Genomic DNA, 12,899 nt, shown 5'->3' on the forward strand with positions numbered 1-12,899 from the left:
GCCACCCGCCGGGCCAACCACCACACCAGCCACCAAGCCACCCGGACCGACCGCACCTGCCAACCGGCCAACCGCACCAGTCACCGAGCCACCCGGGCCGACCGCGCCATCCGACCGGCCAATCACCCCACCAGCCAGCGAGCCGCCCGGACGGACCGCACCACCCGACGGGCCAACCGCACCAGCCACCAAGCCGCTCACACCGACCGCACCAGCCAACCGGCTAATTACCAGACCAGTCACCGAGCCACCCCGGCCGACAACGCCACCCGACCGGCCAACCGCGCCAGCCAGCGAGCCACCCGGACCGACCGCACCAGTCACCGAGCCAACTGCACCAGCCACCAAGCCACCCGGACCAACCACACCAGCCAACCAGCCAACCACCGCGCCAGCCGACCAGCCAACCACCGCACCAGGCGCGAAGCCGCCCGAGCGTGTGCACCAAGAAGGTCGGATGATCACCGAACCTCCGCCGATCAGGTCTGGGGCTTTCCGCCGGCATACCGGCTGATGATCAGAGCGATCAAAATGATCCCCCCGTAAATCGCCTTCAGCCATTCCGCCGGGACCTGGGCGATGCGCAGCAGGCTGTCCACCGACTGCAGCAGCAGCACCCCGGTCAGTGCGCCGACCAGGGTGCCTCGGCCGCCGTCCAGGGAGACGCCGCCGATCACCGCTGCGGCGAAGACCTGCAGGATCAGCCCGTCGCCCTGGTCGGCACCCAGTGCGCCGACGTAGCCGGTGTACGCGAGGCCTCCGATCGCAGCCAGCACTCCGGCCACCACGAAGACCGCCCACGAGATGCGGTCTACCCGGATTCCAGCGGCCCGCGCGGCTTCTCGGTTGCCGCCGATTGCGTACAGCGAGCGGCCGACTCGGTGGTAGCGCAGGCCCAGTCCGAAGAGGACGAACAGCGCCGCCGCGAGCCAGACCGACATCGGGAGTCCGGCGAACGTCGTCGTCGCCAGCGCGGTGAACGCGTCCAGCTGGTCGAACAGCGTCTTGCCGTTCGTCGTGCCGATCTGGGTTCCGCGCAGGACCGTCAGCATCGCCAGCGTCACGATGAACGCGTTCAGCTTCAGCTTCACGATCAGGAAGCCGTTCACGAACCCGATCAGGGCTCCGACCACGGGGATCGCGACCAGGCCGAGCACTGAGGGCCATTCGGTGCCGAAGCCGGACGACGCCGCCGGGATGACCAGCATCGCGCCGATCGCCGGGGCGATGCCCATCGTGGATTCCAGCGACAGGTCGAACTTGCCGGTCAGCAGCACCAGCGATTCGCCCAGCACGACCAGCGACAACGCCGCCGCCGCGGAAAGGATGCTGATGATGTTGTCGAAGGTGAAGAACGTGTCGCTGATCAGCCCGCCGATCACGAACACCACCACGAGCGCGGGCAGCAGCGCCAGTTCGCGCAGCCACGCCGACTTCCGGCGCTTCGCCCGTACCGCGGGCAGCGCCGTCTGCGGGTCGCTCATCAGGTCAGTCATGGAGCCCGACTCCTTCGATATCCGCCACCAGGTCCCCGTCGGACCAGCCGGCCTGGTGAACGGCGGCCACCTCGCCGGCGCGCAACACCAGCACGCGGTCGGCCAGGCGCAGGTCGTCCAGCTCGTCGCTCACGAGCAGCACCGCCTTCCCCTCGGCCCGCACCCGGTCCACGACCGCGAGCAGGGCCTCCTTCGACTTCACATCCACCCCCGCGGTGGGGTTGATCAGCACCACCACGCGCGGATCGCTCTCCAACGCCCGGGCGAGCACGACTTTCTGCTGGTTCCCGCCGGACAGATCCGAAACCGGCTGGTCCGGGCTTGCCGCCACGATGTCGTAGTCGGTCAGGGCGCGCGCTCCGCGTTCGCGGCGGACCTTCGGGGACGCCAGGCCGCCGCGGCCCATCCGATCGAGCACGGACAGCGTCGCGTTGTCCATAATGGAGTGTTCCAGCACCAGGCCTTCGTGGTGCCGGTCCCGGGGGACGCAGCCGATTCCCGCGCGCAGGGCGGCGGGAATGTCGCCCGAAGGCAGGCGTTTTCCGTTCACTGAAACGGTTCCTGAGGTGGGCGCGCGCAGGCCGTAGACCGTCTCGGCCACCTGATGTTTGCCGCTCGCGTTGCTCCCGGCGAGACCGACAACCTCGCCGCGGTGGACGCGAAGGGAAACGTCGTGGAAGCCGTCGCCGGACAACCCATCGACAGCGAGCACCTCTTCGGCGTCGACTGCAAGCGGGTCACGGGTGGCTGCGTCTCGCACAGCCAGGCCGCCCTGTTCCCCCGTCATCGCGTCGACCAGCGCCGCGCGGCTGACCTCCTCGACGGGCGCGGTGAGCACGTGCCGAGCGTCGCGCAGGACGGTAACCGCTTGGCACACCTCGTAAACCTCGTGCAGATGGTGCGAGATGAACAGGAAGGTGACGCCGTTTTCCTGCATCTGCCGCATGCGCCCGAAAAGCCGCTCGATGGCCTGACTGTCCAGCTGCGCGGTCGGTTCGTCCAGAACGATGAACCGGGCACCATAACTCAACGCGCGGGCGATCTCGACGAACTGACGGTCCTCAACGGACAGTTCGCCAGCCGGAGTGTCCACATCGACCCGCACGTCCCACGAGTCCAGCAGCTCCCGCGCTTGCCGGCGCAGCTTCTTCCAGCCGATCGCAAAGCCGCCCTGAGCCTGCCGGTTCAGGAACAGATTCTCCGCGACCGTCAGCTGCGGCACCACCATCGCGTGCTGGTACACGCACGCCACGCGTGCCTTCCAGTCGTCCTGTTTGGACAGCGGAGGTGCCGGTACCCCACCGAAGGAAACGCTGCCGGTGTCCGTTTCGGACAGTCCAGTGAGGATCGACACCAGCGTGGACTTGCCCGCCCCGTTGCGGCCGACGAGTGCGTGTGACTCGCCGGGCCGCACGGTGAGGCTGACGTCGTGCAGCGCCACGGTGGGCCCGTACCGCTTCCCGACGCCGTCCGCCTGCACTACCGGCGCGCTCACAGGTTGTTACCCCACAACGCTTTGTCGTCCACGTTGTCCTTGGTCACGACCGGCGCGGGCAGCTGGTCTTCCAGGATGCCGGGGCTGATCTCGACGATCGTGGAGTCGTGGTCGGTCGGGCCGGGCTTGAACGTCTCGCCCGCCATCGCCTTCTTGAGCCAGTACATGCCGTACTTGGCGTAGGCGTCGGCAGGCTGCGAAACGGTCGCGTCCAGTTCGCCGTTGCGGATCGCGGTCAGCTCCTGCGGGATGCCGTCGTTGCTCACCAGCACCACGTGCTTCGGGTCGCCGACCGGGAAGAACAGGTTCTTGCGCTTGAGCGCCTGCTCGGTCGGCGCGAGGTAAACCCCGCCGGCCTGCATGTACACGCCCTTGATGTCCGGGTTCGCGGTCAGCAGACTGTCCAAACCGGACGAAGCCTTGTCCGCCTTCCATTCGGCGGCGACCTCGAGCACCTTGATATCTGGGTATTTCTGCTTCATGCAATCGCGGAACGCCGCCGACCGATCGCGGCCATTGACCGACGCGAGGTCGCCCATCACCTGAACGACCTTGCCGCTCTTCACGCGCTTGCCAATTTCCTCGCACGCCTTGGTTCCATAGGCCTTGTTGTCCGCCCGAACCACCATCGCGACCTTGCCGCTTTCCGGCGCGACGTCCACCGCGACCACCGGAACGCCCTTGTTCTCAGCCTGTTTCAGCCCGGCGACGACCGCGGCCGAGTCGAGCGGCGTGACGACGAGCCCCTTCACGCCCTGGCTGAGCAGCGTGCCGATGTCCGTGATGAGCTTAGCCGGGTCGCTGTCGGCGTTCACCGTGGGCAGCGCGTCGAGCCCCTGCTCCTTCGCCATCTGCGGCACGTATTTGTTGTAGGCCTGCCAGAACGGCGAGGTCAGCAGGGGCAGGGTCGCCCCGACCTTGCCGGTGCCGCCGCCGCTCGCCGCTGCCGCCGGTTTGTCCTTAGTGGACCCGCACGCACCGAGCACCAAACCGCAGGCGGCCACCGCGGCGGCCAGCCGGATCACCTTCGTACGCACCGCATCCTCCTTGATGACAGGCCTTGTTGGCTAAGCAGATCAGTTCTGCACGGGTCCGCGCGGGCGCAGGCCGTACATGCCGCCGTCCACCGCGAGCGCGGTGCCGGTAGTCGATGCCGAAAGCGGGCTGGCCAGGTACGCGATCGCGTTCGCGACCTCGTCCGCGGTCACCAGCCTCCCCATCGGCTGGCGGGCGGCGAGCGCCTTCCGTTCCGCCGCCGGGTCCGCTGCGGTGTCGAGCAGCCTGCCGACCCACGGAGTGTCCGCGGTTCCGGGGCACACGCAGTTGACGCGGATCCGGTCCGGCAGGTGGTCGGTGGCCATCGCGAGGGTCAGCGACAGCACCGCGCCCTTCGTGGCCGAGTACAGCGCCCGCGCGGGCAACCCGGCCCACGCGGCGATCGAGCAGGTGTTCACGACTGCCGCCGCGGGCGAGTTTTTCAAGTGCGGCAAGGCAGCTCGCGCCGTGCGCACCATTCCGACCACGTTCACGTCGTACGCGCGGTGCCATTCGTCGTCGTCATTCGCGGTGACATCGCCCTGTGCACCGATTCCCGCATTGTTGATCAGGATGTCGAGCCGGCCGAAGCGTTCGGCCACCGCGTCGACCGCGGCACGCACCTCGGCATCGGACGTGACATCGCAGCGGAATCCGGCCAGCGGCTCGGGCACCTCGTCGGTCTTGAGGTCGAGCACGGCCACCTTCGCGCCGCGCTGGGCCAGCAGGTTCGCCGTGGCCAGGCCGATACCCGAAGCGCCGCCGGTGACCGCGGCGACCAAGCCGTCGAATTCGCTCACTGCGCGTTCTCCGTCCATTCAGGACCGTCCGGGAAACTGAACCGGCGCAGCGTAGCGTCGTGCATGCGCGCGGAAAAGCCCGGTGCGGTCGGGGCGAGGTAGCGGCCGTCGCGCACGACGGCCGGGTCGGTGAAGTGGTCGTGCAGGTGGTCGACCCATTCGATCGTGCGGTCTTCGTCCGAACCGGACACTGCCACGAAGTCGAACATGGACAGATGCCGCACCAGCTCGCACAATCCGACTCCGCCGGCGTGCGGACATACCGGAACTCCGAATTTGGCCGCCAGCAACAGGATCGCGAGATTCTCGTTCACTCCGCCGACGCGTGCGGCGTCCAGCTGCAGCACGTCTATCGCACCGGACTGCAGCAATTGCTTGAACACCACACGGTTCTGCACGTGTTCGCCGGTGGCGACCTTGATCGGTGCGAGCGCCTTCGCGATCGCCGCGTGGCCGAGAACGTCATCCGGCGAGGTCGGCTCTTCAATCCAATATGGATCGAACGGCGCCAGCGCGGTCATCCACGACACCGCCGTCGCGACGTCCCAGCGCTGATTCGCGTCGACCGCGATCCGGATTCCCGCACCGACAGTCTCGCGCGCCAGTTTCATTCGCCGGACATCGTCCTCGAGATTCCCGCCGACCTTCAACTTGATCATCTCGAAACCGTCGGCGACAGCCTGTTCGGCCAGCCGCACGAGTTTCGCGTCGGAGTAACCGAGCCAGCCCGCCGACGTGCTGTACGCGCGATATCCCTCGGCCTCGAGTTTGGCGGTCCGTTCGGCTTTCCCGGATTCGGCGGCACGCAGGATGTCGAGCGCTTCCTGTTCGGTGAGCGCGTCGGACAGGTAGCGGAAGTCCACAAGGGACACCAACTCTTCCGGCGTCATCCGCGAAGCGAACTTCCACAAGGGAAGCCCGGCACGTCGTGCGGCGAGGTCCCACGCGGCGTTGACGATCGCACCGATCGCCATGTGCGCCACGCCTTTTTCCGGTCCCAGCCAACGGAATTGCGAGTCGCCGATCAACGCTCGCGAAAGGTCGCCGAGCGCTTCCGCGTCTTCCGGCACGTCACGGCCGACCACATGCGGTGCCAGCGCACGGATCGCGGCGGCTTGCACGTCGTTGCCGCGGCCGATGGTGAACGCGAGGCCGTAACCGTCCGGCCCGGCGTCGGTGTGCAGTTCGACGTAAGCCGCCGAATAGTCCGGATCCGGGTTCATCGCGTCCGAACCGTCGAGGTCGCGCGACGTCGGGAAACGGACGTCCCGGACCTCCATAGCCACGATTTTCGCCATGTCAGGCCTGCCCGAAGGTCTGGCGCTGCTTGCCGAGGCCGTCGATTTCCAGTTCGACGACGTCGCCCGCGCGCAGGTACGGCTTCGGTTCGGGCTGCCCGAGCGCGACGCCCTCCGGGGTGCCGGTGTTGATCAGGTCGCCGGGGCGCAGCACCATGAACTGGCTCAGGTAATGGATGGTTTCGGCGACGCCGAACACCATGTCCTTTGTGGACGAATCCTGCACCTTCTCGCCGTTGACCCAGGTGCGCAGGCCGAGCGCCTGCGGGTCGGGGACCTCGTCGGCGGTCACCAGTTCCGGGCCGAGCGGGTTGAAGGTCTCGCAGTTCTTGCCCTTGTCCCACTGGCCGCCGCGGTGCAGCTGGAAATCGCGCTCGGAGACGTCGTTGGACACGACATACCCGGCGACGTGCGCCAACGCTTCGTCCGCGCTTTCCAGGTAGCGGGCGGTTTTCCCGATGACGACGCCGAGTTCGACCTCCCAGTCGGTGGCCGTGGAGCCGCGCGGGATCAGCACCTCGTCGAACGGTCCGACCATGACGTCGGGGGCTTTCATGAACAGCACCGGTTCGGTCGGCACGGCCGCGCCGGTTTCCTCGGCGTGGCGGCGGTAGTTCATCCCGATGCAGACGATCTTGCCCGGCGCGGCGATCGGCGCGCCGACCCGCAGCCCGGCCTCGTCGGCGACCGGCAGCTCCCCGGCTTCGAGCGCCCGCGCGGCCTTGGCCGGGCCGTCGCCGGAGAGGAACGCGCCGTCGATGTCCGGCGTGACCCCGGAGAGGTCGTGGAGGGTGCCGTCACCGGCACGGACGAACGGACGCTCAGCCCCCGCTGCCCCGAGACGCACAAACCGCACGGACGAACCCCTCTCTCGACACCGTTCACGCGATACATCCGATGTATAGCGCACAGGTGGCGGGCAGATCTAGAGGGAAGGAGGATTTGCTGCGGAAATTGATCCGATCACCGGGCTGCCGGGCGGATAACGGACACTCGTCGTGGCGGGGAGGTCCCGCCACGACGGAGGAGACGGTGCGGCGCGGATGGGGACGGAAGACACGACAGGGCCGGACGAGCGGCATCCCGGCGGTGCGGCGAGATCGTTGTGTGCCGCTGAACGGGAATCGCCGTCTGCGGACAACCTGCCGCGGGGGTCTGGGGATCGCTCGGCGCCGGAGCGTTCGGGGGCTGGGCGCTCCGGGGCCGATCGGTCCAGGGTGAGCCGGGGGACGTCGGATCATTCCGCGGGTGAACATTCCGCTGACGGCCCTTTCGACATGGAGTGTTCCGCCACCCACTACTCCACGTCCGACCACTCCGCTGCGGATCACTCCACAGGGGACCAACCAACGACGGACCATTCCGCAGCCGATCACTCCGCTGCGGGCCCTTGCGGCGCCGAACATTCCACCGCGACCCGATCCAGCACGGAGCATTCCAGCGTCGACCACTACACAGCGGACCGCCCCACGCCGGACTACCCCGCCGACCAACACCCCACCGCGGCTCCATCCAGCGCGGAGCATTCGGCCGTCAACCACCCCACGGCCGATTACTCCACAGCGAACTACCCGGTGCCGAACCAACCCGCAGCCGAACATTCCGCCGTCGAGCACTCCACGGCCCGTTACTCCCCAGCGAACCACCCCACACCGGACCAACCCGCAGCCCAACGCCCCACCGCGGCCCCATCCGGCACGGAACGATCCACCGTCGACCGCTCTACGGCCGACCACTCCACAGCAAACCGACCCACGACGGACCATTCCGCAGCCGATCACTCCGCCGCGGGCCCGTCCAGCACGGAACATCCCACCCCCAACCGCCCCACGGCCAACCACTCCGCAGCCCAACACCCCACCGCGCCCCCACCCACCGCGGAACACCCCGCCGATCACCCGGCCACCCTCCCCGACCGTCCGGCCCCGGGCAAGATCCGGCGGCTCCTCATCCTCGGTGGCCTCTCCGCGTTCGGTCCGCTCTCCATCGACATGTATCTCCCCGCCCTCCCCCGGATGGCGGGCGACTTCCAGGCCTCCGACACCACCGTCCAGCTGACGCTCACCGCGTTCGTCGTCGGGCTGGCGGTCGGCCAGATCGTCGCTGGGCCGTTGTCGGATGCTTTGGGGCGGCGGCGGCCGTTGCTGGCCGGGCTGGGGCTGTACATCGCCGGGTCGGTCGCGGCGGCGGCTAGTCCTGGCGTTGAACTGCTGATCGCCGCTCGGAGCGTCCAGGCGCTCGGCGCGGCGGCTGGGATCGTGATCGCCCGCGCGGCCGTCCGCGACCTCTACACCGGCACCGCGATGACGAAGTTCTTCTCGCTTCTCCTGCTCGTCAACGGGCTCGCGCCGATCCTCGCTCCGGTGCTCGGCGGTCAACTGCTCACGTTCACGTCTTGGCGCGGCGTGTTCGTCGTCCTAACCGGGTTCGGTGTGCTGCTGCTCGGCGCGGTCGCGTTCGCGCTGCCGGAGCCGTTGCCGGTCGAGCAGCGGCATCCGGCGCGGCTGGGCGGCGTGCTTCGTACGTACGGGCGGCTGCTCACCGATCGCACCTTTCTCGGCTACGCGCTCACGGCGGGGCTCAACTTCGCCGCGCTGTTCGCGTACATCTCGGGTTCGTCGTTCGCGCTGCAGGACGTTTACCGCCTCAGCCCGCAGGAATACAGCGTCGTTTTCGGGCTCAACGGCGTCGGCATCGTGCTTGCCGGGCAGCTCAACGGATGGCTCGTCGGCCGGTTTCCTGAACGGACGCTGCTGCGTACCGGGCTGACGGTGTCGACGCTGTCCGGCCTGGCCACGCTGACCGCGGCGACCCTGCACCTTCCGTTGCCCGCGTTGCTGATTCCGTTGCTGCTCATGGTGTCCTGCATCGGAATCATCAGCCCGAACGCCAGTTCCCTCGCGCTCGCCGCACACGCGCGCACCGCGGGATCGGCGTCGGCGCTGCTGGGAGTGCTGCAGTTCGCGATCGGCGGGATCGCGACGCCGCTGGTCGGGCTCGGCGGGTCCGGCACGGCGGTTCCGATGACCGCCGTGATGGCCGGGTTCGGGGTGCTCGCCCTGCTGTCGTTCGCGACGCTGGCGGTCAGCCCAGATCGGCGAGATTCCCGCTCCGGAGCTGGTCGTCGGTGACCGCGATGCGTTCGTCGACCAGCTTCTGCAGCGCGTCCCCGTCGTCCCACTGGTTGACGTTCAGCGCGGCCGAAACCTCGTTGTCCGGGGTCACCCAGAACGCCGTGAAGTCGTAAGCCGCGAGGTCGCCGCGCACTACGACGCGGTCCCGGTCCAAGACCGCCAGGCCGCGGTATTCGCAGCCGATCGCCGGGCCGCCGCGGTCCGGGTCGTATTGGTCGGAGAAGAAGTACGGAGTGTTCAGGTACGGCTCGTTCGCGCCGAAGAGGTTGACTGCCACGTGCTCGCCCTGCGTACGCGCTGTCGCCCAGTGCTCGACGCGTACGCGGCGGCCGTAGCGCGGATGGAACTGCGAAGCGATATCGCCGATCGCGTACACGTCAGGTGCCGCTGTACGCAGGCCTGCGTCGACATCGACACCGCCGTCGTCGGCCAGTTCCAGGCCGGCGGCGTGTGCCAGCTCGACGCTGGGAGCAGCGCCCACGGCGATGAGCACAACGTCGGCGTACAGCTCTTCGCCGCTCGACAGTCGGACGCCGGTCGCTGAGGTGTCACCGGTGATCGCTGCGACGCCTTCGCCTAGACGCCATTGCACGCCGTGTTCTTCGTGCAGACGGTAGAACGCACCGGCCACTTCGTCGCCCAGGACGTTCGCGAGCGGCAGCTTCTCCGGAGCGACCACAGTCACCTCAGCGCCGTGCGTACGCGCGGCCGCGGCGGCTTCAGTGCCGATCCAGCCTGCGCCGACGATCAGTACCCGCTTCGCTGCCTCGAAAGCCTCACGCAGCCGCAGTGCGTCATCGAGAGTGCGAAGCGTGTAGAGGCCGGGCAGGTCGCCCCCCGGCACCTTCAACGTCCGCGGGCGCGAGCCGGTCGCTAAGACAAGACGGTCGTAGCGGTGTTCGCCTCCAGCGTCGTCGAGGACGAGGCGCGCGCCCAGTTCGACCCGGGTCGCCGTGGTGCCGGAGAGCAGCTTGATGTCGTTCTCGGCCCAGTAGCCCTCTTCGCGCACCCAGTCGGGTTCGTCGGCGTTGCCGAGCAGCACTGCTTTCGACAGCGGAGGCAGCTCGTACGGCCGGTGCGGGCTGGAGCCGAGCAGCAGGACTTCGCCGTCGAGACTGCGTTCTCGAATGGTGGCCGCCGCGGTGGCACCGGCCAGCCCTGTTCCGACGATGACGATCTTCCGAGGTTCCGACATCCGTCCTCCCGAGTGCCCGCGGCGTGCGGTGGCCGACGCTACTCCGGTACGCGGCTGGTCACACCCCGTGGAAAACCGGCCAGTAGGCAATTCGGGTGAACCGGCGTAAGCCGCCCCGGAGCCGCCGGTCCCACTCGCGCACGAAGGACACGGGCACTACGTGATCGGAGGGCGAAGGCCGTGACAGCGCGGGACGACAGTGCGGTGCGGAACGAGTGGACGGTCGGCTGCCGGGACCTGGCGGGGCGGCGGCGCGACGTGACGGTGTTCGTGAGCAGCGACGACAAAGTCGTCCTGGTCGCACCGCCGGGAGAGGCGGCGGTGCTGGGCCCGCTGGAGGTCGGACGGCTGCGCGCGGCCCTGCGCGACGCCGTGGTGGCCACCGCGACGTCGGCGCGCCGCACCGGAACCGACTGACAACTACCGTTCCTACTCATCAGTAGGTAGAGTCGGCACCCGCAGACCCCGAAAGGTGCCGGCCATGACCACCTACTTCGTCACGGGCGCGACGGGCTTCCTCGGAAAGCGCCTGGTCGCCCGGTTGCTCGCGCGGCGGGACACGACCGCCGTCCACGTGCTCGTCCGCAACACCTCGCGCGACCGCCTGGCCGACCTCGCGCGGGAGTGGCCGAACGCCGACCGCCTGGTCCCCGCCGTCGGCGACCTCACCGAACCGCTGCTCGGCCTCGACCCGGCCGGCTACGACGGGGTCGACCACGTCGTCCACCTCGGCGCGATCTACGACTTCACCGCCGACGACGCGGCGAACCGGGCCGCGAACGTCGAGGGCACGCGGAACCTGCTCGCCTTCGCCGCGGCCGCCGGGGCGCGGCTGCTGCACCACGTTTCGTCCATCGCCGTCGCGGGCGATCACGCCGGCCGCTTCACCGAAGCCGACTTCGACCTCGGGCAGTCCTTCAGTTCTCCGTACCACGCCACGAAGTTCGAGGCCGAGAAGCTGGTCCGCGCGCAGTCCGACGTGGCGTTCCGCGTCTACCGGCCCTCGGCGGTCGTCGGCGATTCGCGCACCGGCGAGATGGACAAGATCGACGGGCCGTACTACTTCCTGCCCGCCATCTCGCGGCTCGCCGCGCTGCCGAAGCAGCTGCCGCTCGTCGCCCCCGATCTCGGTGCCACGAACCTCGTCCCGGTCGACTACGTCGTCGCCGCGATGGAAAACCTCATGCACCGCGAAGCGCCTTCGGGCAGTACGTACCACCTTGCTTCGCCGCGGCCGCAGAAGCTGCACGAGGTCTACAACGCCTTCGCCCGCGTTGCCGGAGCGCCGCGCGTACGCACGACTGTGCCGTCTCGCCTGCTTCGCAGCACAGCGTCTCGGCTCGCGACCGCTGTGGACCGCCTGCCGACTGGACGGGCGACGCGGGCCGCAGTGTTGACCGAGCTGGGGATTCCGCTCGAAGTACTCCCCCACCTGAACATGGAGGTGGAGTTCGACACCGCGCGCACCACTTCGGAGCTGTACGGCAGCGGCGTCCACCTTCCCGAGCTTCGCGACTACGCCGAACCGCTCTACCGCTACTGGCGCGCGCATCTCGACCCGGACCACGCTCGCCGTCCAGGGCTCGAAGGACGCGTTGTCCTCATTACCGGTGCGTCGTCCGGCATTGGCCGCGCGAGTGCGCTGGCTGTCGCGCGCCGCGGTGCGAAGGTGCTTCTCGTCGCGCGGCGTGCGGAAGAACTCGAAGACGTGCGTAGCGAGATCACCGCAGCAGGCGGCGAAGCGGCGGCGTACCCGTGCGACCTCACTGACGGCGAAGCGGTCGACAGTCTCGTAAAGGCGGTCCTCGCCGACCACGGTGCGGTGGACGTATTGGTGAACAACGCCGGACGGTCCATTCGACGCTCGGTGCAGCTGTCGACGGAACGCTTCCACGACTACGAACGCACCATGGCCATCAACTACTTCGGCCCAGTGCGGCTGACCCTCGGCCTGCTGCCGTCGATGATCGAACGCCGGTTCGGCCACGTCGTGAACGTCACCACGCAGGGCCTGCAGACCGACACGCCGCGGTTTTCCGCTTACCTGGCCTCGAAAGCCGCACTCGAGGAGTTCGGCCTAACCGCCGGGCGCGAGACGCTGTCCGACGGCGTCACGTTCTCGTCGGTCCGGATGCCGTTGGTGCGCACCGACATGATCGCGCCGACCGGGTCGTACCGCGGGCTGCCCGCGAGTTCCCCGGAACGCGCCGCGGCGCTGGTGGTGAAGGCGATCGAGCGGCGGCCGCAGATCCTGAGCCTTCCCGAGGGCCGGGCCGCGGAACTGGCCTCGCTGGCAGCCCCTGACCTCGCCCGGTTCGCGGCGCATCTCGTGTACCGGGTGATGCCGGAATCCGCGCCGGAAGCCAAAAAGCGGCCCCGGCAGCCCGCCCCGGCGAAAGTCGCGGCGACACTGACGCGGCTGGTGTGGCGAAGGAGGTCGTGAGTG

10 protein-coding genes are annotated in these 12,899 nt (G+C 68.8%); 3 read left to right on the forward strand and 7 right to left on the reverse strand.

Annotated features, from left to right (window positions below):
* Positions 1–479: 479 nt before the first annotated feature.
* The 6 genes from F9C11_RS39960 to F9C11_RS39985 are packed head-to-tail and all read right to left on the reverse strand — an operon-like array spanning position 480 to position 6,980.
* Positions 480–1,496 (reverse strand): ABC transporter permease, encoded by a 1,017-nt coding sequence (locus F9C11_RS39960; RefSeq protein ID WP_409182514.1) that lies wholly within the window; start codon positions 1,494–1,496, stop codon positions 480–482.
* Positions 1,489–2,991: a sugar ABC transporter ATP-binding protein gene (locus F9C11_RS39965; protein ID WP_409182515.1), complete on the reverse strand. Its 1,503-nt coding sequence runs from the start codon at positions 2,989–2,991 to the stop codon at positions 1,489–1,491. Before F9C11_RS39965 ends, F9C11_RS39960 begins: the two co-directional genes overlap by 8 nt.
* Positions 2,988–4,028 carry a sugar ABC transporter substrate-binding protein gene (locus tag F9C11_RS39970; protein WP_409182516.1) on the reverse strand — a complete coding sequence of 347 codons (1,041 nt, stop codon included), beginning with the start codon at positions 4,026–4,028 and terminating at the stop codon, positions 2,988–2,990. Before F9C11_RS39970 ends, F9C11_RS39965 begins: the two co-directional genes overlap by 4 nt.
* Before the next feature lie 39 nt (positions 4,029–4,067).
* Positions 4,068–4,826 (reverse strand): SDR family NAD(P)-dependent oxidoreductase, encoded by a 759-nt coding sequence (locus F9C11_RS39975; protein WP_409182517.1) that lies wholly within the window; start codon positions 4,824–4,826, stop codon positions 4,068–4,070.
* A complete protein-coding gene (locus tag F9C11_RS39980; RefSeq protein ID WP_409182518.1) occupies positions 4,823–6,124 on the reverse strand; it encodes an enolase C-terminal domain-like protein in 1,302 nt (433 codons plus the stop codon). The genes F9C11_RS39975 and F9C11_RS39980 overlap by 4 nt, the downstream gene beginning before the upstream one ends.
* A 1-nt stretch (position 6,125) precedes the next feature.
* Positions 6,126–6,980: a fumarylacetoacetate hydrolase family protein gene (locus F9C11_RS39985; RefSeq protein ID WP_409182519.1), complete on the reverse strand. Its 855-nt coding sequence runs from the start codon at positions 6,978–6,980 to the stop codon at positions 6,126–6,128.
* A gap of 1,078 nt (positions 6,981–8,058) precedes the next feature.
* On the opposite strand from F9C11_RS39985, the gene F9C11_RS39990 reads away from it, so the two are divergent.
* On the forward strand, positions 8,059–9,255 hold the full coding sequence (locus F9C11_RS39990; RefSeq protein WP_409187082.1) for a multidrug effflux MFS transporter: 1,197 nt from the start codon (positions 8,059–8,061) through the stop codon (positions 9,253–9,255).
* On the opposite strand, the gene F9C11_RS39995 is transcribed toward F9C11_RS39990, so the two are convergent.
* Positions 9,209–10,453, reverse strand: a complete 1,245-nt coding sequence (locus F9C11_RS39995; RefSeq protein WP_409182520.1) for an NAD(P)/FAD-dependent oxidoreductase — start codon at positions 10,451–10,453, stop codon at positions 9,209–9,211. The genes F9C11_RS39990 and F9C11_RS39995 overlap by 47 nt on opposite strands.
* A 180-nt stretch (positions 10,454–10,633) precedes the next feature.
* Here F9C11_RS39995 and F9C11_RS40000 point away from each other — a divergent pair, with 180 nt between their 5' ends.
* Both F9C11_RS40000 and F9C11_RS40005 read left to right on the forward strand, forming a co-directional pair.
* Complete coding sequence (locus tag F9C11_RS40000; RefSeq protein WP_037810157.1) at positions 10,634–10,870, forward strand: hypothetical protein; 237 nt, start codon at positions 10,634–10,636, stop codon at positions 10,868–10,870.
* 64 nt (positions 10,871–10,934) lie between these two features.
* Positions 10,935–12,896 (forward strand): SDR family oxidoreductase, encoded by a 1,962-nt coding sequence (locus F9C11_RS40005; protein ID WP_409182521.1) that lies wholly within the window; start codon positions 10,935–10,937, stop codon positions 12,894–12,896.
* Positions 12,897–12,899: the final 3 nt, after the last annotated feature.

It is taken from the genome of Amycolatopsis sp. VS8301801F10 (assembly GCF_046195355.1).
In the GTDB taxonomy this organism is placed as follows: domain Bacteria; phylum Actinomycetota; class Actinomycetes; order Mycobacteriales; family Pseudonocardiaceae; genus Amycolatopsis.